We start from the raw sequence: 24,747 nt of genomic DNA on the forward strand, positions 1-24,747 counted from the left end.
CGATCCCGCCCCGGCTTTCGCTAGCATGTCGGTCTGCCCTTCCTGCGACACCACCATGTCCAAGCTCACCGTTGTCGTCCCTGCCTACAACGAAGCCGCCGTGCTGGAGGCTTTCCATCAGCGGCTATGTGCCGTGCTGGGCAGCCTGCCGCAGACCTGCGACGTGCTCTATGTGGATGACGGCAGCCACGATGCGACCTGGACCATCATCAGCCAGCTGGCCGCGCGCGACGCGCGCTGCGGCGGGCTCAAGCTGTCGCGCAATTTCGGCAAGGAAGCCGCCCTGACCGCCGGGCTGGACCAGGTCGACGCCGATGCCGCAGTGGTGATTGATGCCGACCTGCAGGATCCGCCCGAACTGATCCCGCAGCTGGTGGCCCGGTGGCAGGAAGGTTACGACGTGGTGTACGCCACTCGCAGTGCGCGTGCAGGCGAGAGCCGGCTCAAGAAGTTCACTGCCGCCGCGTTCTACCGCACCATGGAAAAGATGTCGGACACCAGCGTGCCGCGCGACACCGGCGACTTCCGGCTGATGTCGCGCCGGGCGCTGGACGCGCTGCACCAGCTGCGCGAACGCCAGCGCTTCATGAAGGGCCTGTTCGCCTGGATCGGCTACCGCCAGACGGCGGTCTACTACCAGCGCGACCCACGCCTGGCCGGGCAGACCAAGTGGAACTACTGGCGACTGACCCAGCTGGCGATCGAGGGCATCACCTCGTTCTCCACCGCGCCGCTGAAGCTGGCCACCTGGGTCGGTTCGGCCACGGCCCTGCTGGCCTTCGTCTACGGCCTGGAGGTCATCGTCAAGGCGCTGCTCTACGGCAACAACGTGCGCGGCTACCCCTCGCTGATGGTGGTGATCCTGTTCCTGGGCGGCATCCAGCTGCTGGCCCTTGGGGTGATCGGCGAATACCTTGGCCGCAACTACGCCGAGAGCAAGCGACGCCCGCTCTACTTCATCGAGGAAAAGCACGTTGCGCGCGACACCACGCCGGCTTCACATCCGCTCCGCACCAGCGCGCTAGACTGAACCGCACGCGGTCCGCCCGCGGCCGCCGGGGAGGCTTCGACATGCGTCAGGTCAGGCATTTGCTGGAACGAAAAGGCAGCGACATCTACGCCATCGCACCCGAAACACCCGTGCTCGAGGCGATCATGCACATGGCCGAACGAGGCGTTGGCGCACTACTGGTGATGCGCGGCGAACACCTGCTCGGCATCGTTTCCGAACGCGATTACGCCCGCAAGGTGATCCTGCAGGGACGATCTTCGGCGCAGACCGCCGTGGCTGACATCATGACCGGCACTCCGCTCACCGTGGAGCCGGGCACGGATGTATTCGACTGCATGCGCCTGTGCACCGACCGGCGAATCCGCCACCTGCCGGTGGTCGACGGTCACCATGTGATCGGCGTGATCTCGATCGGCGACCTGGTCAAGGAAGTGATCGACGCCCAGGCCGAGCAGATCGAACAACTGCAGCGCTACATCACCAGCTGAAAGCACCCGGCCCGAAGCCGCTAGACAGACAGGCACTCACGTACCCGATGCCGCCGTCGCCGATCGACCGGCATCGTCCGGCAGCAGGTCGGGCGAGCGGCCCGCCCTGCGGGCGACCCACGCCGCCAGACCGGACACGCCGGCTCCGACCGCGGCCATGCCACCGATGCCGATGCCCACCGCCGCGAATACGTTGACGCCGCTAGTGACCACCACATCCCCGAGACGCCAGATCAGCGTCTCCACGACATTCTTGCCCTTGTAACGGGTTTCGCGCGGCACCCGGGTGTACAGCGCATCGGACGCCGGCTTGGTCATGCCATAGGCGAAACCGCGGGTCACGGCCATGGTCATCGCAAGCATCGGTATCGTCATGCCCCACAGCATGAAGGTGCCGCTGCCGTACACCATCACGACGACCATCAGCGCCAGGTTGACCAGCGCCGGCAGCACCAGTCCCCAGATCGCACCGCGACGAACCAGCAACCAGCGGGTCAGGGTCAGCTGCAGCACGATGCCGATCGTGTTGGTCACGCCGTCGATATGCGCATAGAGCTCGGTACGCTGCATGCTGGTCGCCAGGTGCACCTTCGCGTAGTTCGCCACGAACGCGTAGGCCAGGGTGCCGATACCGTCGCCGAGCAGCATCAGGATCGCCATGTAGCGAAGGAACGGGCGTGTCCACAACTCGCGCACCCCGGCCCACAGCGAACCGCCGATGGCTTCCCCGGCGCCGCCTTCATGCATCTGGACGTCACGCACCGACAGCCGCAACAGCAGCAGCAACGCAACCCCGAGCATCAGCGCCGAGACCAGCAGCAGCGGTGCCACGCCCAGCACGCCGACCAGCAGGCTGGTCACGCCCGGGCCGCATACCGCACCGGCCATGCCACCCAGCGCAATCATCGGAAACGTGCGACGCGCCTGCGCGCTGTCGAAGATGTCGGCCATGAAGCTCCAGAACAGCGACACCACGAACAGGTTGAACACGCTGACCCAGATGAAGAACACCAGGCCCAGCTCGCGTGCGCCGATCCGCGCCTGCGCCATGAACGCCGGCACGAAGGCGATCAGGCAGGCAATGAAGAAGGAATAGCTCCAGCCCAGCAGGCTGCGGCGCGGGAAACGCGCCACCATCGCGCCGAACACCGGCGTCAGCACCACCATGGCCACCAGCGTGCCGGTGTAGAACAGCGGCAGTTCAACCGCGCCGACAGCGCCGCTCAGCTGGTCGCGTACCGGGCGGATGATGTAGTACGACGTAAGCACGAAGAAGAACGCCAGTGCGGACAGCATGGCGGTCGAGCGCTCGCTCGCGACAACTTGTGGGGACGAGCTCACCAATGGTATCCAGCGTGGGTCCGCGCAAGCCTAGCATGCACGGCCATCATTCACGCCAGCAGGGGGCATATGGACTACGACTACATCATCGTCGGCGCCGGTTCGGCCGGCTGCGTGCTGGCCCATCGACTCAGCGCGATGCCGGGGCGGCGCGTGCTGCTGCTCGAAGCCGGACCATCGGACTGGAACCCGCTGATCCACATGCCGGCCGGCATCGCCCGCCTGGTCAACAACCGACGGCTGAACTGGAGCTACGTCACCGAGCCGGAACCCGCGCTGCAGGGACGTCGCCTGTGGTGGCCGCGCGGACGGACCCTGGGCGGCTCCAGCGCCATCAACGCGATGTGCTACGTTCGCGGCGTGCCCGGCGACTACGCGCGCTGGGCCGAGGCGACCGGAGACCCCCGCTGGGCGTGGCGCGACGTGCTGCCATGGTTCCTGCACAGCGAGGACAACAGTCGCGGTGCCGGCACGCTGCACGCGACCGGTGGCCCGCTTGGCGTCTCCGACCTGCGCCATCACAACCCGCTGTCGGCCGCACTGATCGACGCGGCCAGCCTTGCCGGCCATCCCCGCAACGACGACTTCAATGGCCCATCGCAGGAGGGCTTCGGGCTGTACCAGGTCACCCAGCGCGACGGTGCCCGCTGCTCGACCGCCACCGGCTTCCTGGACCCGGTCCGGCACCGCCCGAACCTGACGATACGCACCCACGCCCTGGTCGAGCGCGTGCTGCTCGACGGCGACCGTGCCGTGGGCGTGGAGCTGCGCCACGGCCGTCAGCGGCAGCGCATCGAGGGCGGCGAGGTGATCCTTGCCGGCGGCGCGATCAATTCGCCGCAGTTGCTGATGCTGTCCGGTATCGGTCCGGCGGACGCGTTGCGCACACATGGCATCGCGATAGCCGCCGACCTTCCGGGTGTCGGCGGCAATCTGCAGGATCACCTGGACATCTGCACGCTGGACGGCTGTCGCCAGCCGGTCACCTACGACCATCTCAACGAGCTGACTACCGGCTGGCGCTGGTGGCGCCATCGCGATGGACCCGGCAGTTCGAACGTGGCCGAGGCCGGCGGTTTCGTGCGCAGCGCCCTGGCCGAGGACGAGCGCTGCGACCTGCAGTTCCATTTCGTGCCGGCCCTGCTCGACGATCATGGCCGCCATCGCCTGCCTGGCCACGGCTACACCCTGCATGCCTGCTACCTGCACCCGCACAGCCGCGGCCATCTGACATTGCAGTCGGCCGATGCGACACAGCCGCCAGCCATCCACGCCAACTACCTGAGCGATCCGGAAGGACTCGACCTGAAGCGGATGATCCTGGCTGCCCGCCTGTCGCGGGAGATTCTCGACCAGCACACGTTCGACAGCTACCGCGGCGACCCCATCTTCCCGGAGCGTCGCCTGCACTCCGACGCCGAGTATGCCGACTTCATCCGGCGCAAGGCCGAGTCGATCTACCACCCGGTAGGTACCTGCCGCATGGGACACGATGCCCATGCCGTGGTCGACCACGCGTTCCGCGTGCACGGTATCCACGGCCTGCGCGTGGTGGATGCCTCGGTGATGCCCAGTCTGCCCACCGGAAACACCAATGCGCCGACCATCATGCTGGCGGAACGGGCCGCCGAACTGATCTGCAACGACAGCGCCGCCCACGACACGCCGACGGTCACAGCAGCCACCCCTCCGTCCTGAACCCCGCGTGCACGCAGGCGCATGTCGTCGTTGTGAACGGCATGGGCCTGCATGACAATCGGAGGATTACGGAGTCGATGCAGCCCGGTCCCTCCGTCACCCGACACGCCCAGCCGCCAGCCAATATCGACCACTCATGCCGCTCCGCCCCAAGTCTCTGCTCCTTGCCTGCCTGCTCGGCTTGGCTGGCGCTTCTGCCAGCACCCATGCCGCCGAACCCATCCGCCGCACCGCACCCGCCGAGTCGAGCCACGAGGCGATTCCGCCAGCCCGGCTCAAGCGTGCGCTGGCCGACTACACGCGCTGGCTCAACACGCTGCAACAGCGCAACGAGGTGGCCGGCATGGCCACGGCGGTGGTGTACGACGACAAAGTGATCTACGAGCACACGACGGGATACGCCGACACGACCACAGGTGCCCGGGTGACACCGAACACGGTGTTCCGGCTGGCGTCGCTGTCCAAGGCCTTCGCCACCGCACTGGCCGGCCTGCTGGTCGACGACGGCCGCTTCAGCTGGGACACCCGACTGATCGACATACTGCCGTTCTTCAAGCTGAAGGACGCGCAAGCCTCCAGCGAGGCGACGATCCGCGACATCCTCGGCCAGCGTCTCGGCCTGCCGCGCAACACCTACGACAACCTGCTCGAAGACAACGTCCCCTACGAGGAACTGGTCCGCAAGCTGGACCAGGTCGACCTCGCCTGCAACGTCGGCCAATGCTACGGCTACCAGAACGTGGCATTCAGCCTGATCGGCGACGTGGTCTACGCCGAAACCGGCGACTTCTACTATCACCAGGTCGACAAGCGCCTGTTCTTTCCGCTCGGCATGCACTCGGCCAGCTATGGCCGGTCCGCACTGGAGATGAACAAGAACTGGGCCCGCCCGCATCGCAAGCTGCATGGCCACTGGGTCCCGTTCGAGCCGCGCGAAGCTTATTACCGCGTGGCACCGGCAGCAGGCGTCAATGCCAGTCTGCGCGACATGGAAAAGTGGCTGATCGCACAGATGGGTGGCCGACCCGACGTGCTCTCACCTGCACTGCTCAAGGTGCTGCACACGCCAGGCATCCCCACACCACCGGAACTGTATTCGGAACCGTGGCGCCGGGCCCGGCTGACCAAGGCCTATTACGCGCTCGGCTGGCGCGTGTTCACCTATGCTGACCAGACCCTGATTTTCCACACCGGCGCCGTGGAAGGCTACCGTACCTTGATCGGCTTCTTCCCCAAGTACCGGTTCGGCGTGGTGATGTTGCGCGACTCGCCGGGACTCGCACCCTCGGACGTCGCACCGATGCTGTTCGACAGCGTACTCGGCCTGCCGCATGAGGACTGGGCCGGTGTGGAGCACGCGCTACCGAAGCCGCGCCCCGAACGTCGGCGTCGGCGCCACATCAGGCACATCCGCCACCATCATCACTACCGCGGGCATTGATCACGCTGTTTGTGCATCGGGGGCGGGACATCTCGATGTCCCGCCCCCGATGCGAGTCCCGCAGGACTGATGGTCAGCGGTTGTTGCCCAGTTTGAACTCGATGCGGCGACGCAGCTTGCTTTGCACCAGTTCGCCGTTGCGCATGGCCGGCTGGAAGCGCCAGCGATTGACGGCCTCGAGTGCCGCATGGTCGAACACATGGCGTGGCTGTGCATGCGCGACCCGTGCGTCATGCACTTTGCCGTCGGTCCCGACGGTGAAATCCACTTCCACCCAGCCTTCGACACCGGCACGTTGCGCCGAGGTCGGATAGCGGGGCAATGCCTGTCGGGTCAGGACTGCAGGACGGGTCTCTACGGTGGTAGCGGCCGGCGTGGCAGCTGCAGCTGTCTGCTGCGTCGGTTGCGACTTGCTCGCTTCCTCACGCTGCTGCTGGGCCAGCGCCGCTTCCTTCTGCTGCACCACCTTGGCCTGTTCTGCCTGCTGCTGTTCGAGCTGGGCCGCAGCTGCCTTCGCTGCAACCGCCTTCTGGGCGGCCAGCTGCTGCTGATGCTGCTGGTCGAGCTGCTGTTGCTGCTCCTGGTCCAGCGTCTTGCGCTGGGCATCCAGCTTGGAACGCAGGATGGTCAGGGTGAAGTTGGTCGGGTCCGCCTGTGCCAGCAGGTTGATCTCGCGCTGCGCTTCGGCGAAGTTGCGCTGGTTGATCGTCTGTTCGGCGGCCGAGGCGGCGAACGGGAAGGTTTCGCGCAATGCGTCACTGGCCACCCGGTTGCCTGGCTGCTTCTGCAACACGCGCAGGTAGAACTCGAAGGCATTGTTGCCGGCCGGCGCCAGGTAACGCTGCTCCTTCATGGCCTTGGCAGCCTCGGACAGCAGATCGTTGACGCTCATCGCCTCGACATTGACCGGCGTCGCAGCGGCATGGCTGACGGTTACCGGCGAGGACGGATGACCGCCATTGTCAGTCGCGACCAGTTCCTGGTGCGGCCGAAAAATGAGGACCCATGAAGCCACGGCCAAGGCGGCAATGACGGCGATGACGGCTATCACTACGGGCCGTGCGGCCCCGCGCGCATGCTGGCGCGCTTTCAACGTATATCGGGTATCCATGATCTCTCGCTGAGTGGCATCAGATACCCGCGCTTTCCCCCCTGTAATCCAGGAGCGGCGCATTCTTCGATACGCCGCAGCGCGGATTGCGGAAAGGTAGCTCTATTGGATCAACTCGGCAAATCGAAGCCGCAGCGACCATGCCCGCGAGATTTCGTTTGGCTGTGACCGCAGAAACGAAACGTCCCGGCAAAGGCCGGGACGAAGCTTTTCGAAACATCTCCCCGCGCTGGGCACCGCGGGGAGACAAGCTCGATACGATCTAGTTCTTGTGCTTACTTCTTGCTGGTTTTCGCACGCGGCTTGGCGGTACGGGTGGCCTTGACCACACGAGCCGGCGCAGCCTTCTTCACGGCAGCCTTCTTGCCGGCGGTCTTCTTCGCGCCGACCTTCTTCACCGCGACCTTCTTGACTGCAGCCTTCTTGGCAGCAGCAGGACGCTTGGCAGCCGCCTTCTTGGCGACCTTCTTCACGGCAGCCTTCTTTGCTGCCGGCTTCTTGGCCACCGGCTTCTTGGCGGCAACCTTCTTCGCGGCAACCTTCTTGACCGCGACCTTCTTCACCGCAACCTTCTTTGCGGCGGTCTTCTTTACGGCTTTCTTGGCGGCCGGTTTCTTGGCGGCCGGTTTCTTGGCAGTGGTTTTCTTGGCGGTAGTAGCCATGGTTCGTCTCAGCTCCTCATCAGTTGGCAGTGGTTGCCCAGTAAAAGCGTGCAGGAACGCCTCGACCAGCAGATCGCTGTTGGTGGCGTGCCGAAGATTGTTGACCTGGCGGTAGGTACGCAAATCGGAAAGCAGCCTCAGTACGTGCATCGGAATGGAGACCGTGATCTTTCTTACTGACCCGGCCTTCTCTCCGTGCTCTACATAAGGCTCGACGAATTTCGATGTTGCCATGACGCCTGTTCCCCGTAACTTGAAGCGAAAGCTATTCCTGAAGGTTTCTTCTGTCAATTGATTTTAGCCTTGAAATCAACCTGTTTCATCCACCTTCAAATACCCTGAAAATGGCTTTGCCATCGAATGGAAAAGGATTTTGAGTAAATAGTCATATGGACGTCTATACGCCCATTTTATTTACACCAAAAAACATGGCGAATCGCCAAACCCCGCACCACACAAGGCTTCACAGCCAACTACCAAGAGCGTGAACTGGCAAATCCACGCATCACCAACTGGTCAAAGCACATGCCAGGAAGTCGAAATGACCGCATGCGAGCCACGCCACGCGCATGAACGGGAAGCGACCGATCCGCACATTTCGCGGCATCGGATCATCGTGCAAATCGTACCCGTACGATGACATCCGGCTCGCTGCAACCATCACGAAAACGCCGCCGGCTGCTTGCGCGGCCGGCGGCGTCGGAAGAAACGACTCGCTCAGTGATCCTCGTTTTCGATCAGCTCGGCATAGGCATCTGCGTCGAGCAACTCATTCAACTCGGCGCGATCGCTCATGCGTACCACGAAGATCCAGCCTTCGCCGTACGCGTCTTCATTGACCGTCTCCGGCTTGTCGCTCAGCATCTCGTTGACCTCGACCACCTCGCCGGACACCGGCGAATAGATGTCCGAGGCCGCCTTGACCGACTCGAGCACAGCGGCGCCATGGCCAGCCTGCACGCTTGCGCCGATTTCCGGCAGCTCGACGTAGACCAGGTCGCCCAGCTGGCTCTGTGCATGGTCGGAAATACCCACGCGCACCAGGCCGTCGTCTTCGACGCGGGCCCATTCGTGGGACTTGAGGAATTTCAGATCGCCGGGAATCTCGCTCATGATCGGGTTCCAGTCATGGAGGTTGGGGATGGGGCGACGGCGATTCTAGCCGCTTACGTCGCCCAGCAATATGTCGACGTGATGGATCGCGCGGTTTCAGATGCCTTCGCAGGGCTTGCCGTCGCGCACGAACGGATACTTGACCACGCGCACCGGTACCTCGCGACCACGGATATCCACCCGCACCGCACCGAGTTCGCCCGCCGGCACGCGTGCGAACGCCACTGCCTTTTCCAGCGTCGGAGCGAAGCTGCCCGAGAGGATCTCGCCCTCGCCGGCCTCGGTCAGCACGTTCTGGCCATGCCGCAGAACCCCTTTTTCGTCCAGCACCAGGCCGACCATCACACGCTTCACACCGGCAGCCTTCTGCTGCTCCAGCGCGGCGCGGCCGATGAAGTCACGTCCTTCGTCCAGCGCGATGGTCCAGCCAAGGTTGGCCTCCCACGGCGAGACGTCCTCGTCCATGTCCTGGCCATAGAGGTTCATGCCGGCTTCCAGGCGAAGCGTGTCGCGCGCACCGAGCCCAGCCGGCTTCACACCCGCAGCCACCAATGCCTCCCACAACGCCACGGCCTGCTCGGCCGGCACGATGATCTCGAAGCCGTCTTCGCCGGTGTAACCGGTACGCGCCACGAACAGCGGCATGCCGTGCGGCCCCTGTGCGGCGGCGGCGGCGAACTTGCCGAGCTTTTCGATCCGCGGGCGATCGCCCTCGTGCAGCAGGCCGAACACTTTCGCCCGCGCATTCGGGCCCTGCACCGCGATCATCGCGAAATCGGGACGCTCCTTGACCTCGACGCCGAAGGCCGCGGCCTGCTTCTCGATCCAGGCCAGGTCCTTCGCACGCGTGGCGGCATTCACCACCAGGCGGAAATGACTGTCGTCGAAGAAGTACACGATCAGGTCGTCGATGACGCCACCCTGCTCGTTGAGCATGCACGAGTACAGCGCCTTGCCCACCACCTTGAGCTTGTCCACGCTGTTGGCCAGCAGATGGCGGAGGAATTCGCGCGTGCGCGGACCGTGCAGGTCGACCACAGTCATGTGCGAGACATCGAACATGCCCGCGTCGCTGCGCACGGCATGATGCTCCTCGATCTGCGAGCCGTAATTGATCGGCATGTCCCAACCGCCGAAATCGACCATGCGTGCGCCATGCGCACGGTGGACGGCATTGAGTACAGTCTTCTCGGTCATGCGGGGATCGCCCTGAGGAAAGCGCGATTATCGCCTGTCGCCGGAATCCAATCCAAGCGCAGCGCAACATAGTCAGCGCGGCGCGATCAGCCGAAACGTGAGATTGATGCGTGGCGCGTCGACCCGACGCATCGCCGGCAGATCGTGCCGGTACAGACGCTGCGTGTCGCCCGCCATGCGCAACAGACTGCCGTGCGGCAGGCGCCACTCGCACGCATCGCCCGGTTGCGATGCCTCGCCGCGTGCCCGACGCCGCCGGAACCGGAAGCGCCGTTCGGCCCCCAGGCTCAACGAGGCGATCAGCGGCTGCGGCCCCAGTTCCGGCTCGTCGTCGCTATGCCAGCCCATCGAGTCATGTCCGTCGCGATACAGGTTCGCCAGCACGCTGTTGAAGCGTGCCCCGCAGGCCTGTTCTATGCGCTGCCGCAGGGCCAGCAGCGACGCCGGCCACGCTCGCGGCTCGAAACGCCGTCCCGAGTAGGTATAGCTGGCACCGGCATCGCCGATCCAGCAGCTGAGACGCGGCGATGCCACTTCACGGCCGAACATTCGCAGGCGATGCGTTTCCCATGGAATATCCGCGCGCAGCTGCTTGAACAGGGCATCGGCCTCGGGCGCAGGCAACCAGTCTGCCGCGAGTGTGACGTCGGCACCGGGAAGGTCGAGCCTGATCCATGAAACGGTGAACTCAAACATGCGACACCGCCATATGCGTCCTCGGCCGACCACTTCGTCGGCATGCCGGGATCACGGAATGGGACGCTACCGGATAAGTGCGCATGCTGACGACGTCACAAGCAAAAGCACGCATCACCATGTGCGCACCCGGAACATGCTGGCGTGGCTTCCGGCGCAGCTTCTGCGCCGGAAGCCCGGGCATCAGCCCTTCGACGCCGGCTCCAGCAGATAGGCCGACAGCTGCTCGACCAGCTGCTCGGTCCGCTGTCCGGACGTATGCAGGTGAACTTCGGGCGTCTCGGGCTGCTCGTACGGCGAGTCGATGCCGGTGAAATTGCTGATCTCGCCCGCCCGCGCCTTGCGGTACAGACCCTTCGGGTCGCGTCGCTCGCACTCTTCCAACGGCGTGTCGACGAAAACCTCGACGAACTCGCCCTTGTCGAACAGCTCGCGGGCGAAGCGACGTTCGCTGCGGAATGGCGAGATGACGCACACCAGCACGATCAGGCCGGCATCGGCCATCAGGTGAGCCACTTCGGCTACGCGCCGCACATTCTCCACGCGCGCCTCGGCGGTGAACCCCAGGTCACGGTTCAGGCCATGGCGCAGGTTGTCGCCGTCCAGCAGGTAGGTGTGGTAGCCGAGCGCATGCAGGCGCCGTTCCAGCAGATTGGCAATAGTGGATTTGCCGGCACCGGACAGGCCGGTGAACCACAGGCAGCGGGGCTGCTGGCCCTTGCTCAGGCCACGCGTCTGCTTGTCGATATCGGTGTGCTGCCAGTGCACGTTGGCCGCACGGTGCAGGGCGAAGTCGAGCATGCCGCAGGCCACGGTGGCATGGGTCTGGCGATCGATCAGGATGAAACCGCCGAGCACGGTGTTGTCGGCGTAGGACTCGAAAGCGATCGCATGGTCCACATCGAGGTTGCAATAGCCGACCTCGTTCAGCTCCAGCCGATGGGCCGCCAGTTCCGCCTGTGTGTTGACGTCCACCTTGTGCTTGATCGCGGTGACCCGGGCATTGACCGTGCGCGTGCCGATCTTCAACCAGTAGCTGCGGTTCGGCAGCAGCGCCGCATCGCCCATCCACAGCACGTGCGCCGCGAACTGATCGGCCTCCGGCGCGGGGTGCGCGGCCGTGGCGATGACATCGCCGCGACTGGCATCGAGCTCGCGATCGAGCGTCAGCGTGACCGCCTGGCCGGCATGCGCCTCGGGCAGGTCGCCGTCGGCAGTCACCACGCGCTCGATCCGTGCGCGCCGGTTGCCCGGCTGCACCACCACTTCGTCACCGGGTGCCACGCGGCCACCGCAGATCGTGCCCGCATAGCCGCGGAACGACTGGTCCGGCCGGCTTACCCATTGCACGGGCAGACGGAAATGGGCCGAGGTGGCCACTTCGGTGTCCGCGGTTTCCAGCGCCTCGAGCAGGGTCGGCCCGTCATACCAGGGCATCTGCGCGGAGCGGCGCCCCACGTTGTCACCAAGCAGGGCCGACACCGGCATGGCGACGACCGACTGGATGCCCAGACTGCTGGCCAGCCCGCGGTACTCGTCCACGATGGCCGAGAAGACCGACGGGTCGTAACCCATCAGGTCCATCTTGTTGACCGCCAGCACCACCTGGCGGATACCGAGCAGCGCACATATATATGTGTGTCGACGGGTCTGGGTCAGCACCCCCTTGCGTGCGTCGATCAGCACCACGGCCAGCTCGGCCGTGGATGCGCCGGTCGCCATGTTGCGGGTGTACTGCTCGTGGCCGGGGCAGTCGGCCACGATGAAGCTGCGCCGCGCCGTATGGAAGTAGCGGTAGGCCACGTCGATGGTGATGCCCTGCTGGCGTTCGGCATCGAGACCGTCGGTCAGCAGGGAGAAATCCAGCAAACCGGTATCGCCGTGATTGCGCTTGCTGTCGCGCTCCAGCGCTGCCAGCTGATCGTCCGGCAGCATGCCGGCGTCGTACAGCAAGCGGCCAAGCAGCGTGCTCTTGCCGTCGTCCACGCTACCGCAGGTGATGAAACGCAGCAGGCCGCGCTCCTGGTTGTCGGCAGCGGCGTTCACCCCGGCCTGATCCGTCTGCGCCGTCATCAGAAATAACCCTCCTGCTTCTTGCGCTCCATCGAGGCGCTAGGATCCTGGTCGATCACCCGCCCCTGCCGCTCGGAACTGCGCGTGTCGGCCATTTCCTCGATGACCTTGTCCAGCGTGTCGGCCTCCGACTCCACCGCCCCGGTCAGCGGGTAGCAGCCCAGCGTGCGGAACCGCACCATGCGCGTGTGCACCTGCTCGCCCTCGCGCAGCACGAAACGCTCGTCGTCCACCATGATCAGGGCGCCATCGCGCTCGACTACGGGGCGCGGCCGGGCGAAATACAAGGGCACCACCGGAATCGACTCGCGGCGGATGTACTGCCAGATATCCATCTCGGTCCAGTTGGACAACGGGAATGCGCGCACGCTTTCGCCCTTGTGGATATGCGTGTTGTACAGGTGCCACAGCTCCGGACGCTGCTGCTTCGGGTCCCAGCGATGCTGGGCGTTGCGAAAGGAAAACACGCGCTCCTTGGCACGCGACTTCTCCTCGTCACGGCGTGCGCCACCGATGGCCGCATCGAAGCGGTACTTGTCCAGCGCCTGCTTCAGCGACTGGGTCTTCATGATGTCGGTGTGCACGGTGGCGCCATGGGTCAGCGGCGAAATGCCCTGCCGCACCCCTTCCTGGTTGATGTGCACCAGCATCTGTACGTCGCCGGTTGCCGCGACCTCATTGCGCATCGCGATCATCTCGCGGAATTTCCAGGTGGTGTCCACATGCAGCAGCGGCATCGGCGGCTTGGCCGGAAAGAACGCCTTGCGCAGCAGGTGCAGCAGTACCGAGGAATCCTTGCCGATCGAATACAGCATCACCGGCACCTGGAAGCATGCAGCCACCTCGCGGAAGATCTGGATGCTTTCGGCTTCCAGCTCGTCGAGATGAGAGCGGGAGGGTATGAGGCTTGCGGTCATCGAAAATCGCTCCTGCTGAAACATGCGCGATGGGGCCGCACCAGGTCAGTGCTCCATGGTAACGGCGCCAGCATCGGCCCTGAAACAACCAGCCGCCATCGTAAGATGAAGACAAGGCATATCCAACGTTTGCCGCGACGATGGGATGACGCCCGAAGCCAAATCAGGCGATCGCAGGGTATCTGGGCTCGGCGTCCAGCGTGGCCGCACAGACGGACGCCAGCTCCAGCAGACGCAGGTCCGAACCGCGCGCACCCACCAGTTGCAGGCCCACCGGAAGACCGTTCGGCAAGGTGCCCATCGGGATGCTCACCGCCGGACAACCCGCAAGACTGGCGAAACTGGTCAGGTCGGCCTGCGACTCCGGCACCGGGCCGTCGAGCGGGAAGGCACCCTGCGGCGTGGTGGGCAACACCAGCACATCGACCTGGGCGAACAGCCGGCGCATCTTCAGGGTGGCAGCATCGAGCACGCGATCGGCCACCGCGTAATCGGCGGCACTCTTGCGCGCGGCGTAATCGAGCATCGTGCGGAAACGCTCCGAGACCGGGTGCGCGTCGTCGGCCAGATCACCGGCGAAGGTACCGAGCATTTCCGCTTCCATCAGCAGCAGGCCGGCACGGCGCGTGCGCGCAAACGGCCAGTCGTCGAAATCCACCGTGCGCCGCTCGCCCAGCTCGCGCGGCAGCTTCGCCAGCGCAGCCTCGAAGACATCCACCACCTCCGGCTGCACGCCGATCGCGGCCAGGTCCGGCAACAGACCGCAGCGCAGGCGGCCCGGCTCCCAGTCCGGCGGTGCCAGCGCCACCCGGCGTCGGCGCGAACGCGCGTCGTCGGCATCGTAACCGGCCAGCACCTGCAGCAGCACGGTCAGGTCGGCCACGCTGCGTGCCAGCAGGCCCACGGCATCCAGGCGCCGGGCGGCAGGCACCATGCCGCGCGCGGAAATTTCGCCGTGGGTGGGCTTGAGCGCATAGATGCCGCAGTAACTGGCCGGAATACGTACCGAGCCCAGGCTGTCCGAACCCACCGCCGCCGCCGCCAGGCCAGCCGCCACCGCCGCCGCCGCGCCGCCCGACGAACCGCCGGCGCTGAAGCCGTGCTTCCACGGATTGTGCGTGGCACCGAAGTGCGGATTGTCGGTGGCCGCACCCAAGGCGCCTTCGTCCATGTTGGTCTTGCCGACCAGCACCGCACCGGACGCACGCAGGCGCGCCACCACATGGGCATCGTTCTGCACCGGCTGCGCGCGCCCCGGCAGGCCGGCGCGCGTGGACCAGCCAGCGATATCGAAGTTGTCCTTCAGGGCAACGGGAATGCCGTCCAGGCGACCGATCACCCCCTCGCGACGGCGATGCTCGGCCGTGCGCGCCTGCTCTTCCAGCATGCCGGCACTCAGGCCCACGTAGGCATTGAGGGAAGGATTGATGCGATCGATCGCCGACTGATAGACCTCGGCAAGCACGCGCGGCTGCACCCTCCCGATGGCCAGCCAGTGCAGCAGCTGGCATACGGTGGCTCGACGCAGGTCGAGGTCGGCGATCGGCGGCAATGCGTTCATGAAATCTCCCTGGGCACGGGTCCGATTATCGCCATGTCCCGTGAAGCGATTGCAAGTGTTGACGCAACACGCGTTGCCGCCCGGGGCGCGAACCCGGACAATGGAGCGTCTGAAATCCATACTTCGACGCACGGTTGTGTCCGTGCCTGTCCATATCGCATCGGGAGTCCGCCATGAGCGAACGCGAAACCATGGAATACGACGTTGTCGTCGTCGGCGCCGGCCCATCGGGGCTGTCGTTTGCCATCCGTCTGAAGCAGCTCCAGCCGGAAACCACGGTCTGCGTGATCGAGAAGGCCTCGACCATCGGTGCGCAGATTCTTTCCGGCGCGGTGATCGAACCGCAGCCGCTGGACGCCCTGCTGCCCGGCTGGCGCGACAACCCGCCGCCGATCTGCGTGCCCGCGGGCGAGGACGAGTTCTGGCTGCTCGACAAGACCGGCGGCCGCAAGCTGCCGGTTCCGCCGGGCATGCGCAACCACGGCAACTTCATCGTCTCGCTGGGCGCAATGTGCGCATGGCTGGCGCCGCAGGCCGAGGCGCTGGGCGTGGACGTGTTTCCGGGCTTCGCCGCGGCCGACATCGTGTATGCCGAGAACGGCGCGGTCGCGGGCGTGCGCATCGGCGACATGGGCGTGGCGAAGGACGGCTCGCACAAGCCGGGCTACACCCAGGGCATCGACATCCTGGCCAAGGTCACGGTGCTGGCCGAAGGCGCGCGCGGCAGCCTCACCAAGCAGCTGATCAAGCACTTCAAGCTGGACGCCGACAGCGACCCGCAGAGTTATTCCATCGGCATCAAGGAACTCTGGCAGCTGCCGGCCGGGCGCGTCACGCCCGGCAAGATCGTGCACAGCTTCGGCTGGCCGGCCGACAACCACACCTACGGCGGCAGCTTCCTGTACCACCTGGACAAAGACCGGGTGGCGCTGGGCTACGTCAGCGGCCTGGACTACACCGATCCGAATTACCAGCCCTGGGAAGCCTTCCAGCAATGGAAGAACCACCCGCATGTGAAGGACCTGCTGGAAGGTGGCAACATCCTCTCCGCCGGCGCACGCGCCATCGTCACCGGCGGCTGGCAGTCGTTGCCCAAATGCGAGATGCCCGGCGCGCTGCTGATCGGCGATACCGCCGGCCTGCTCAACGTGCCCAAGGTGAAGGGTACCCACCAGGCGATCCGCAGCGGCATGCTGGCTGCCGAACACCTGGCTGGCAGCGGCCTGGATGCCACCGGCTTCGATGCGAAGCTGCGCGGCTCGGAGGCCATGACCGAGCTGAAAAAGGTGCGCAACATCAAGCCCGCCTTCAAGAAGGGCCTGTGGTTCGGCATGTTGAATGCCGCGTGGGAAACCGCCATCGGCGGGCGCTCGCCGTGGACGCTGAAGAACAAGGCCGACTCCACATCGCTGCACAAGCTGGGCCAGTGCGAGGAACCGAAGCGCGACTACGTGCAGCGCGAACTGCCGCCGCGCGATCGCCTGGCCGGCGTCTACTTCGCCGCCACCGAGCACGACGAAGACCAGCCGGTGCACCTGCAGGTGGCCGACACCTCGGTCTGCGTGACCCAGTGCGCCGAGGAATACGGCAACCCCTGCACCCGCTTCTGCCCCGCCAACGTCTACGAAATGGTGCAGGACGAAGCGGGCAAGCGACTGCAGATCAACGCCGCCAACTGCGTGCACTGCAAGACCTGCGACATCAAAGACCCGTACCAGATCATCAACTGGGTCACGCCCGAGGGCGGTTCCGGGCCCAATTACCAGAACATGTGATTCATACCCACCGTGCGAATGAATCGCCTTCTTTACCTCGTGAACAGGGCCAGGGGCAGCATTGCCCAGCGTGGGTGGCGCGGTGCTTTCAAACGCTTCCTGGCACAGCACCGGACCGCATCTCCTTCGCCTGTCCCATCTGATACCGATCTGTCATCGACACACGTGGATGACAGCGGCTGTACGCGCCGCCTGCTTGTCATTGACAGCGCCGCACCCGATCCGATGCGCGATTCCGGTTCCATGCGACTTGCCCACGTGCTCAGCCTGCTGCACGCAGCAGGCTGGCGGATCGACTTTATAGCCGCGGATGGCTTCGTCAGGCCCGATGATGTCAAGCGTCTCGCCCGCATGGGGGCACATTGCCAGACCGGTAGTCCGGCCGAGTGGTTGGCCCGGAGGGGCGACACGGTGGACGCCGTCATGCTCAACCGCCTGCCCGTTGCATCTCAGTTCATCGATGCAACGCGTCGGCATGCACCGAAGGCCATGGTCGTGTTCGATACCGTGGACCTGCACTACGTCCGTGAAGAGCGGGCAGCCGCATTGACCGACAACCCGCGTCTGCGGCGCCATGCGATGCGATCGCGGAGAAAAGAGCTGGGCATCATCGCGCGATGCGACACCACGCTCGTCGTCAGCCAGGAAGAAATGACAGTTCTTGCGAACGAGTTGCCCAAAGCCCGGATCGAGCTGCTCAGCAACATCCATGACGTACACGGTCGTCTGCAGGGTTTCGTACCCAGGCGTGACCTGCTCTTCATCGGCGGATTCGGCCACCCCCCCAACGCAGATGCCGTACGCTGGTTCGCCGAATCGATACTGCCACTGCTGCGTACCGAAGAACCAGCCATGATCCTGCATGTGGTTGGCGACATCGACAAGGCATCGCGCAATGCACTGAAGCACGACGGGCTGCAGATCCATGGCCGCGTCCATGATCTGGAGCCATTGATGCGATCCTGTCGCGTATCCATCGCCCCCCTACGCTTCGGCGCCGGGGTCAAAGGCAAAATCAACCTTGCCATGAGCTACGGAATTCCCGTTGTAGCGACGACGGTGGCAGCCGAAGGCATGCATCTCGAAAGCGGAACCAGCGCGATGATCGCCGATGAACCACGCGCGTTCGCACAAGCCGTGCTGGAACTGTATCGCAACGAAGCGCTCTGGCTACGCATATCGGATGCGGCCATCGAGAATGTTCGCGACCATTTCTCGGTCGAACATGCGCGTATGGCACTTCAGCGCATATTCCCCACTCAGACGCCCACGCATCGGCCAGCTGCATGAAGCCGCTTCTGCTCTTGTTTAGGCAATGGCTGACTGCTCAGCCAAGACTCCGCCGCCTGATCACCCGTACTGTCTACCGGTTCCCGGCGCTGGACATGCACATACGCAAATTGCTGCATGCCGGTGCACATCAACGCTCGTCCCAGGGGCCCTGCAGCTCGCACCTGAGCGAACCGGTCCGGGCTGTCCTTGACCGCCTCCAAGCCAGGCTTCCTAAATCATGAAAATCCTGCTGGAAATGCAGGGCGTCCAGTGCCAGAGCCGTCATCGTGGCATCGGCCGCTACACCCTCGAGCTGTCCCGAGCCTTCGCGACACTGGCCTCACCGCAGCATGATGTGCATTTTGCTTTCAACAGCGTGTTCGGCAATGTCACCGACCCGGTCATTTCGACCCTGCTGCCGCATGCGGATCGCGATCACCGGATGGTCTTCACATCGTTGCATGACGTGGCCGCACAGAACATCGGCGACCGCCGGCGCCGACTGGCCGCCGAACAGGTCGTACGCCACGCCCTGGCCCAGGCATCTGCCGATGTGGTCTGGTACAGCAGCATGATCGAGGGCTATGTCGACGATGCGGTGATCCCGAAGCCACCCATTCCCGGAGCGCTGTCTGTTGCCACGCTCTACGACCTTATTCCGCTGCACGACCCTGATGCTTACCTGGGTCACCCCCGTGTCCGGTCGTGGTACGACACCCAGATCGAGGCACTGGCCCAATGCGATCTGTTTCTGGCGATATCCGACTGGGTTCGCGACGACGCCATCGCCAGATTGGGCCTTTCGCCCGAGCGGGTGGTGAACATCGGCGCAGGTGTCGACCCGCGTTTTGTTCCAGCGACCGACGACCCGGCGACATCCGTCCGACTGCGCAGCGAACTGGGCATCAAGCGGCCGTATGTGCTGTACAACGGTGGCTTTGATCCACGCAAGAACGTAAAGAGCCTTATTCACGCATATGCGGCTCTGCCTGCGGAAATCCGCAATCGTCACCAGCTTGTGATCGTCGGACGAACGGCCGCCGAACAGCTGGCACAACTGAAGGCTGCAGCACGCAAGGCGCGACTTGGCGACTCCGAGGTTGTCTTCACCGACTTTGTCACGGATGAAGTGCTGATCCGCCTGTATTCGGAGTGTGCGCTCTTCGTCTTTCCATCCGTGATGGAAGGATTCGGGTTGCCACCGCTCGAGGCCATGGCCTGTGGCGCTCCTGTCATAGCGAGCAATGCCAGCAGCCTGGCGGAAATCGTTGGCGATCCGGACGCCATGTTCGACCCACGTTCCCGCGAGGCGATTACTCGCCGGATGCGTGAGGTACTCGAACAGCCTGCGCTGGCAGATACTCTGCGCCAGAACGGCAAACGCCAAGCCACGAAATATTCATGGAGTGCCGTGGCGCAACGTGCACTGCATGCCATCGAGCAACTACCCCGCAAACAGCACGCCAACCCCACGGCGCAATCCTTGTCCCGGCTCTGCTGTGTTCATGCATGCATGCCGCCCGCATGGCTAGACGGACTTTCGGCACACTACGAAGTCGATCGGGTTGATCTGGCCCCATACATCGGACACGCCCCGCGGGACCTGGCCGACCGCCTGGGCAAGGCTGATCGCATCTTGTACATCGGTGGGCAGGATCAGCTGGAATCACTCGCCCAATGGATGCATATCTGGCCCGGTGTGCTTCTGGGCATGGGCTCCTGGAACGCATGCCATCCGGCACCAAGTACTCCCGCAGATGCTCACGCAACCTACCTTTCGCAGGGCTACGCTGGATTGCTTGGGGAAACACTTTGCGTGTTGGCATGTGCCGCCGTCGACGGCTGTCTGGGGCTGCTGCTTTCCGAAGCCATGCCACCCAACGTCACGGGTCCGGATGAGACTCGCAAAGTTGCGGTGCTGCGATCCTCGAACGAAGCCGCCAACTGCCGACACCATCTCGAAGACTGGTATGCCACGTCGCAGTTGCCTGTCGAGGCGCGCCTGCTGGACATCCTCGCGCAGACTTTTGCTACCTCATCGAATGAAGACGTCCTGACCCAGGTCAGCGATTCCATCGTTGCCGCACGCCCAGCCGGCAAGATCCGCCAGTGGCTGGTCGATGTCACCCAGATCGCACAGGACGATATCGGGACCGGCGTACAACGTGTCGTACGCTCGATATTGACGCAGTGGCTGCGACGCCCCCCTGAGCACATCCGCATCGAACCGGTGGCGTTTGTGGATGGCAGCTACCGCTATGCCAGACGCTTTGCACTCGGACTTCTAGGGCTTCCGGGCAATCTCTTGTCCGACGGCTTCGTCGCCATGAATGCCGGCGACACCTATGTGGCGTTGGACTGGTGCCCGCATGCCCTGCCAGCCAGCGAACCGCTGCTGCGGGACTGGCATCGCCGCGGGGTCGAAATGCACTTCATCGTGCACGATCTATTACCGATCACCCTGCCTGCAAGCTTTCACCCCTTTGCACGTGATCTGTTCACGAACTGGTTGCGCCTGGCGTGCGGCGTGGCAGACCGGCTGCACTGCGTATCAGGTGCAACCGCCAGTGAGCTGGAGCGCTGGATGAAAAATTCCGGACCGGCCTATCAGTTCAACCGCCCCCCGTCGATCTACAACTTCACGCTGGGTGTCGACCCGGCACCGGTCAATAACATCCCGCGGGTGCTCCCGACCCCACTCGCCCAGGCTGTCGACCATCGCGCCACACTGCTGATGGTGGGCACGCTCGAACCGCGCAAGGCACATGCCTTCGCACTCGATGCCATCGAACGCCTATGGGCAACCGGGCACGACGTCAACCTGCTCATTGTCGGCCGTCATGGCTGGATGATGGAGCACTTTGTCAAGCGGCTTGAAGCACACCCGGAACGGAATCGCCGGCTGTTCTGGATCGACGACGCCGATGACTCCCTGCTCAATGCCAGCTACCGCGCAGCCACGGCGCTGCTGGCGACGTCGCTAGGCGAGGGCTTCGGCCTGCCGCTCATCGAGGCCGCCCGACACGGTTTGCCGGTGATCGCACGCAATCTGCCCGTTTTCCGCGAGATCATGGGCGAATACCCCTGTTATTTCGAATCCACTGACCCGCACGAGCTGGCGCAGGTGATCGCCGGCTGGCTTGGATCCCGCCCGCAGCCGGGTCCACACCGGCCATGGACCCGCTGGGCCGAGTCCGCTGCTGCTCTGGCAGCGGCCATTCAGGGAGAGATGAGCACCCACGGGGTTCAAACGACCGTTTGAACCCCGTTACAATGCATAATTGAGGCTTTCGGTCGCCTCCGCTCCCCGCGGAAACGCAACTCAAGGATACACACATGAAGATTCTGGTCGGCTACAAGCGCGTCGTGGACTACAACGTGCGCATCCAGGTGAAGCCCGACGGCACCGGCGTGGTGACCGACGGCGTGAAGCTTTCCGCCAATCCGTTCGACGACATCGCGCTGGAAGAAGCGCTGCGCCTGCGCGAGAAAGGCATCGCCGATGAAGTGGTGGTCGTGGGCATCGGCCCGGCCGACCTTACCGCGCACCTGCGCAACGGCCTGGCCATGGGCGCCAACCGCGCCATCCACGTGGTGACCCCGAATGCGATGCAGCCGCTCACCGCCGCCCGCGTGTTCCAGAAACTGGTGGAGAAGGAACAGCCGGGCCTGGTGATCCTGGGCAAGCAGGCCATCGACGACGACGCCAACCAGACCGGCCAGATGCTCGCTGCGCTGTGGGACCGCCCGCAGGCCACCTTCGCCAGCAAGGTCGAGATCGCGGACAACAAGGCCACGGTCACCCGTGAAGTGGATGCCGGCCTGGAGACCATCGAAGTCGACCTGCCCGCCGTGATCACTACCGACCTGCGCCTCAACGAGCCGCGCTTCATCAAGCTTCCCGACATCATGAAGGCCAAGTCCAAGCCGATCGATGCCATCGAACTGGCTTCGCTCGGCGTCGACAGCGGCGATCACCTGAAGACCACTCACTACGCCGCGCCGGCCAAGCGCAGCAAGGGCGTGATGGTGAAGGACGCGGCCGAGCTGGTCGCGGCGCTGAAGCAGAAGGGCCTGCTCTGATCGCTCGCCATCTCTGCGCAGGCAGGGACCCGACGACGCTTACCTACATCAAGCCAAAGACACTGGATTCCGGCCTTCGCCGGAATGACGGTACGAGGAATCGAACATGTCCAAAGTCCTAGTCATCGCCGAACACCTGGACGGCAAACTGAACTCTTCCACCGCGCGCGCCGTGAGCGCTGCGCAGGCCGTGAAGCCCGAGGCCATCGATGTGCTGGTGCTGGCCAACAGTGTCGCCGCACTGACCGCCGACGCTGCGAAAATCGACGGCGTGAGCCGCGTGCTCACTGTCGAGCGCGCCGAGAACGCCCACGCACTGGCCGCCGTGCTGGCGCCACAGATTGCCAAGGCCGCTGACGGCTACAGCCACGTGTTCTTGCCCTCCACCACCTTCGGCAAGGACCTGGCACCGCGCGTCGCCGCCCTGCTCGGCGTGGCACAGGTCAGCGACGTGATGAGCGTGGAAGGCGCGCACAGCTTCAAGCGTCCGATCTACGCCGGCAACGCCATCATCACCGTCGAAGCCGAGCCATCCCACGTGGTCGTCGCCACCATCCGCACCGCCTCGTGGCCGGTCGCCGGCAACGGCAACAGCGCCCCGGTCGAAGCACTGACGCTGGACGTGGCACCGCCCGCGCACACCCGCTTCGTCCAGTTGCAACAGGGCGCCAGTGACCGACCCGACCTGCAGAGCGCCAGCAAGGTGGTCTCCGGCGGCCGCGGTGTGGGCTCGAAGGAAAACTTCGACATCGTCTTCAAGCTGGCCGACAAAATCGGCGCCGCCGTGGGCGCATCCCGCGCAGCGGTAGACGCCGGCTACGTGCCCAGCGACCTGCAAGTCGGCCAGACCGGCAAGATCATCGCCCCCGAGCTCTACATGGCCATCGGCATCTCCGGCGCCATCCAGCACCTCACCGGCATCAAGGATGCTGGCACCATCGTGGCGATCAACAAAGACGCTGAGGCACCGATCTTCGAGGTGGCCGATTTCGGCCTGGTGGGCGACCTGTTCAAGATCATTCCGGAGCTGGAGCAAGCCCTCAGCTAACAAGGCGCAGCCGCTTCAGTGCTCTGGTAATCTCCTCGGAGGGAGGGTAATCCCCTGTCGACTCCCCGTAATCTTGATCCAGGCATAACTGGAGGTCTCCGGGCAAACTAGCCCCAAGGAGACCGAAGATGCGCAAGAGCAAGTTCACCGAAAGTCAGATCGTCGCGACGCTGAAGCAGGTCGAAGGCGGTCGGCAGGTCAAAGATGTGTGCCGCGAGTTGGGCATATCGGACGCCACGTACTACGTGTGGAAGTCCAAGTATGGCGGGATGGAAGCGTCCGACATACAGCGGCTGCGCGACGTCGAGGCGGAGCACGCCAAGCTCAAGCGGATGTATGCCGAGCTGGCGATGGAGAACCACGCGCTGAAGGATCTGATTGCAAAAAAGTTGTAGACCCGGCGCACAAGCGCCCGCTGCTGACGTGGTTGATGAATCACTACGGCTGGAGCGAGCGCCGGGCTTGTTCGGCGATGGGCTTGTCGCGATCAACGGCGCGTTACCGCCGCCGACCGGATCGGGACGAGGAAGTGATTGCGCTGCTCGCTGAACTGGCGGAACGGTTTCCAGAGCGTGGCTTCGGCAAGCTGTTTCAGCTGATTCGACGCCGCGGTCTGGTGTGGAACCACAAGAGGGTGTGGCGCGTGTATTGCCGGATGCAACTCAATCGCCGCCGACGCGGCAAGAAGCGTGTACCGAACCGGCATCCGATGCCCTTGGCGGCTGGCGAGCAGATCAACGCTAGTTGGTCGATCGACTTCATGTCCGACGCCCTGTGGGATGGGCGGCGCTTCCGGACGTTCAACGTGATTGACGACTTCAGTCGCGAAGCACTGGCCATCGAGGTCGACCTCAACCTGCCCGCCACGCGTGTCATCCGCACGCTGGAGCGGATTGCGGCCTGGCGCGGCTATCCGGCCAAGCTTCGCCTGGACAACGGGCCGGAATTCATCGCACTGGCGCTGGCCGAATGGGCCGAGCGCAAAGGCATCACTCTGGACTTCATCGAGCCCGGCAGGCCCATGCAAAACGGCTTCATCGAGCGTTTCAACGGCAGCTTCCGCCGTGGCGTGCTCGACATGTACATCTTCCGCACGCTCACCGAAGTACGTGAGCACGCGGAACGGTGGCTGGCCGACTACAACAACGAGATTCCCCACGACAGCCTCGACGGGCTCACGCCCGTCGAATTCCGACTTCAGAACGACCCGGCAACCTCTAATTTAGCTTGGCACTGATTTACGGGGAGTCGACACGCGT

At 64.4% G+C, this 24,747-nt stretch carries 19 protein-coding genes; 10 read left to right on the forward strand and 9 right to left on the reverse strand.

The window, feature by feature from the left end; genetic code table 11:
• Nucleotides 1–55: 55 nt before the first annotated feature.
• Together RA164_RS14560 and RA164_RS14565 are read left to right on the forward strand one after the other, a co-directional pair.
• On the forward strand, nucleotides 56–1,030 hold the full coding sequence (locus tag RA164_RS14560) for a glycosyltransferase family 2 protein (RefSeq protein WP_329741557.1): 975 nt from the start codon (nucleotides 56–58) through the stop codon (nucleotides 1,028–1,030).
• 41 nt (nucleotides 1,031–1,071) lie between these two features.
• A complete protein-coding gene (locus RA164_RS14565; RefSeq protein ID WP_329741558.1) occupies nucleotides 1,072–1,500 on the forward strand; it encodes a CBS domain-containing protein in 429 nt (142 codons plus the stop codon).
• Between the two features lie 36 nt (nucleotides 1,501–1,536).
• Here RA164_RS14565 and RA164_RS14570 read toward each other — a convergent pair whose 3' ends face one another.
• Nucleotides 1,537–2,796, reverse strand: a complete 1,260-nt coding sequence (locus RA164_RS14570) for an NTP/NDP exchange transporter (RefSeq protein WP_329743568.1) — start codon at nucleotides 2,794–2,796, stop codon at nucleotides 1,537–1,539.
• Nucleotides 2,797–2,910: 114 nt separating this feature from the next.
• Here RA164_RS14570 and RA164_RS14575 point away from each other — a divergent pair, with 114 nt between their 5' ends.
• Together RA164_RS14575 and RA164_RS14580 are read left to right on the forward strand one after the other, a co-directional pair.
• On the forward strand, nucleotides 2,911–4,539 hold the full coding sequence (locus RA164_RS14575; protein ID WP_329741559.1) for a GMC family oxidoreductase: 1,629 nt from the start codon (nucleotides 2,911–2,913) through the stop codon (nucleotides 4,537–4,539).
• A 136-nt stretch (nucleotides 4,540–4,675) separates the two neighbouring features.
• The gene (locus RA164_RS14580) at nucleotides 4,676–5,980 is read left to right on the forward strand and encodes a serine hydrolase domain-containing protein (protein ID WP_329741560.1); all 1,305 of its coding nucleotides are present in this window, start codon (nucleotides 4,676–4,678) and stop codon (nucleotides 5,978–5,980) included.
• A 73-nt stretch (nucleotides 5,981–6,053) separates the two neighbouring features.
• Here RA164_RS14580 and RA164_RS14585 read toward each other — a convergent pair whose 3' ends face one another.
• The 8 genes from RA164_RS14585 to RA164_RS14620 all read right to left on the reverse strand — a co-directional run bounded on the left by RA164_RS14585 (nucleotide 6,054) and on the right by RA164_RS14620 (nucleotide 15,310).
• Nucleotides 6,054–7,091, reverse strand: coding sequence for an energy transducer TonB (locus RA164_RS14585; protein WP_329741561.1), 1,038 nt, complete (start codon nucleotides 7,089–7,091; stop codon nucleotides 6,054–6,056).
• Between the two features lie 275 nt (nucleotides 7,092–7,366).
• Complete coding sequence (metJ, locus tag RA164_RS14590; RefSeq protein WP_329741562.1) at nucleotides 7,367–7,987, reverse strand: met regulon transcriptional regulator MetJ; 621 nt, start codon at nucleotides 7,985–7,987, stop codon at nucleotides 7,367–7,369.
• Nucleotides 7,988–8,470: 483 nt separating this feature from the next.
• Entirely contained in the window at nucleotides 8,471–8,866 is a 396-nt protein-coding gene (gene gcvH / locus RA164_RS14595) for a glycine cleavage system protein GcvH (protein WP_329741563.1), read from the reverse strand.
• Between the two features lie 96 nt (nucleotides 8,867–8,962).
• Nucleotides 8,963–10,063: a glycine cleavage system aminomethyltransferase GcvT gene (gene gcvT, locus RA164_RS14600; protein WP_329741564.1), complete on the reverse strand. Its 1,101-nt coding sequence runs from the start codon at nucleotides 10,061–10,063 to the stop codon at nucleotides 8,963–8,965.
• A gap of 72 nt (nucleotides 10,064–10,135) precedes the next feature.
• Complete coding sequence (locus RA164_RS14605) at nucleotides 10,136–10,759, reverse strand: alpha-ketoglutarate-dependent dioxygenase AlkB family protein (protein WP_329741565.1); 624 nt, start codon at nucleotides 10,757–10,759, stop codon at nucleotides 10,136–10,138.
• Between the two features lie 183 nt (nucleotides 10,760–10,942).
• On the reverse strand, nucleotides 10,943–12,832 hold the full coding sequence (gene cysN / locus RA164_RS14610) for a sulfate adenylyltransferase subunit CysN (RefSeq protein ID WP_329741566.1): 1,890 nt from the start codon (nucleotides 12,830–12,832) through the stop codon (nucleotides 10,943–10,945).
• Nucleotides 12,832–13,749 carry a sulfate adenylyltransferase subunit CysD gene (gene cysD, locus RA164_RS14615; RefSeq protein WP_329741567.1) on the reverse strand — a complete coding sequence of 306 codons (918 nt, stop codon included), beginning with the start codon at nucleotides 13,747–13,749 and terminating at the stop codon, nucleotides 12,832–12,834. The genes cysN and cysD overlap by 1 nt, the downstream gene beginning before the upstream one ends.
• A gap of 163 nt (nucleotides 13,750–13,912) precedes the next feature.
• Complete coding sequence (locus tag RA164_RS14620; protein WP_329741568.1) at nucleotides 13,913–15,310, reverse strand: amidase; 1,398 nt, start codon at nucleotides 15,308–15,310, stop codon at nucleotides 13,913–13,915.
• 173 nt (nucleotides 15,311–15,483) lie between these two features.
• On the opposite strand from RA164_RS14620, the gene RA164_RS14625 reads away from it, so the two are divergent.
• The 6 genes from RA164_RS14625 to RA164_RS14650 all read left to right on the forward strand — a co-directional run bounded on the left by RA164_RS14625 (nucleotide 15,484) and on the right by RA164_RS14650 (nucleotide 24,725).
• Nucleotides 15,484–17,085 carry an electron transfer flavoprotein-ubiquinone oxidoreductase gene (locus RA164_RS14625; protein WP_329741569.1) on the forward strand — a complete coding sequence of 534 codons (1,602 nt, stop codon included), beginning with the start codon at nucleotides 15,484–15,486 and terminating at the stop codon, nucleotides 17,083–17,085.
• Between the two features lie 165 nt (nucleotides 17,086–17,250).
• Nucleotides 17,251–18,375 (forward strand): glycosyltransferase, encoded by a 1,125-nt coding sequence (locus tag RA164_RS14630; RefSeq protein WP_329741570.1) that lies wholly within the window; start codon nucleotides 17,251–17,253, stop codon nucleotides 18,373–18,375.
• Between the two features lie 220 nt (nucleotides 18,376–18,595).
• Complete coding sequence (locus RA164_RS14635; RefSeq protein ID WP_329741571.1) at nucleotides 18,596–21,619, forward strand: glycosyltransferase family 4 protein; 3,024 nt, start codon at nucleotides 18,596–18,598, stop codon at nucleotides 21,617–21,619.
• A 74-nt stretch (nucleotides 21,620–21,693) separates the two neighbouring features.
• Nucleotides 21,694–22,440, forward strand: coding sequence for an electron transfer flavoprotein subunit beta/FixA family protein (locus RA164_RS14640; protein WP_329741572.1), 747 nt, complete (start codon nucleotides 21,694–21,696; stop codon nucleotides 22,438–22,440).
• A gap of 106 nt (nucleotides 22,441–22,546) precedes the next feature.
• The gene (locus tag RA164_RS14645; RefSeq protein WP_329741573.1) at nucleotides 22,547–23,488 is read left to right on the forward strand and encodes an electron transfer flavoprotein subunit alpha/FixB family protein; all 942 of its coding nucleotides are present in this window, start codon (nucleotides 22,547–22,549) and stop codon (nucleotides 23,486–23,488) included.
• A gap of 128 nt (nucleotides 23,489–23,616) precedes the next feature.
• Nucleotides 23,617–24,725, forward strand: a protein-coding gene (locus RA164_RS14650; protein WP_329740557.1) for an IS3 family transposase whose coding sequence is annotated in 2 segments (ribosomal slippage) — nucleotides 23,617–23,878 and nucleotides 23,878–24,725 — 1,110 coding nt in all. Because the reading frame shifts where the segments join, the coding sequence is not laid out codon by codon here.
• The last annotated feature ends 22 nt before the right edge of the window (nucleotides 24,726–24,747 follow it).

It is taken from the genome of Dyella sp. A6 (genome assembly GCF_036320485.1).
Lineage (GTDB): Bacteria > Pseudomonadota > Gammaproteobacteria > Xanthomonadales > Rhodanobacteraceae > Rhodanobacter_A > Rhodanobacter_A aluminiiresistens.

What these genes read in the sequence shown, in the direction of transcription:
- RA164_RS14560 (WP_329741557.1), top strand. Translation starts at nt 56, where the DNA reads ATGTCCAAGCTCACCGTTGTCGTCCCTGCCTACAACGAAGCCGCCGTG.
- RA164_RS14565 (WP_329741558.1), top strand. Translation starts at nt 1,072, where the DNA reads ATGCGTCAGGTCAGGCATTTGCTGGAACGAAAAGGCAGCGACATCTAC.
- RA164_RS14570 (WP_329743568.1), bottom strand. Translation starts at nt 2,796, where the DNA reads ATGCTGTCCGCACTGGCGTTCTTCTTCGTGCTTACGTCGTACTACATC.
- RA164_RS14575 (WP_329741559.1), top strand. Translation starts at nt 2,911, where the DNA reads ATGGACTACGACTACATCATCGTCGGCGCCGGTTCGGCCGGCTGCGTG.
- RA164_RS14580 (WP_329741560.1), top strand. Translation starts at nt 4,676, where the DNA reads ATGCCGCTCCGCCCCAAGTCTCTGCTCCTTGCCTGCCTGCTCGGCTTG.
- RA164_RS14585 (WP_329741561.1), bottom strand. Translation starts at nt 7,091, where the DNA reads ATGGATACCCGATATACGTTGAAAGCGCGCCAGCATGCGCGCGGGGCC.
- metJ (WP_329741562.1), bottom strand. Translation starts at nt 7,987, where the DNA reads ATGGCAACATCGAAATTCGTCGAGCCTTATGTAGAGCACGGAGAGAAG.
- gcvH (WP_329741563.1), bottom strand. Translation starts at nt 8,866, where the DNA reads ATGAGCGAGATTCCCGGCGATCTGAAATTCCTCAAGTCCCACGAATGG.
- gcvT (WP_329741564.1), bottom strand. Translation starts at nt 10,063, where the DNA reads ATGACCGAGAAGACTGTACTCAATGCCGTCCACCGTGCGCATGGCGCA.
- RA164_RS14605 (WP_329741565.1), bottom strand. Translation starts at nt 10,759, where the DNA reads ATGTTTGAGTTCACCGTTTCATGGATCAGGCTCGACCTTCCCGGTGCC.
- cysN (WP_329741566.1), bottom strand. Translation starts at nt 12,832, where the DNA reads ATGACGGCGCAGACGGATCAGGCCGGGGTGAACGCCGCTGCCGACAAC.
- cysD (WP_329741567.1), bottom strand. Translation starts at nt 13,749, where the DNA reads ATGACCGCAAGCCTCATACCCTCCCGCTCTCATCTCGACGAGCTGGAA.
- RA164_RS14620 (WP_329741568.1), bottom strand. Translation starts at nt 15,310, where the DNA reads ATGAACGCATTGCCGCCGATCGCCGACCTCGACCTGCGTCGAGCCACC.
- RA164_RS14625 (WP_329741569.1), top strand. Translation starts at nt 15,484, where the DNA reads ATGAGCGAACGCGAAACCATGGAATACGACGTTGTCGTCGTCGGCGCC.
- RA164_RS14635 (WP_329741571.1), top strand. Translation starts at nt 18,596, where the DNA reads ATGAAAATCCTGCTGGAAATGCAGGGCGTCCAGTGCCAGAGCCGTCAT.
- RA164_RS14640 (WP_329741572.1), top strand. Translation starts at nt 21,694, where the DNA reads ATGAAGATTCTGGTCGGCTACAAGCGCGTCGTGGACTACAACGTGCGC.
- RA164_RS14645 (WP_329741573.1), top strand. Translation starts at nt 22,547, where the DNA reads ATGTCCAAAGTCCTAGTCATCGCCGAACACCTGGACGGCAAACTGAAC.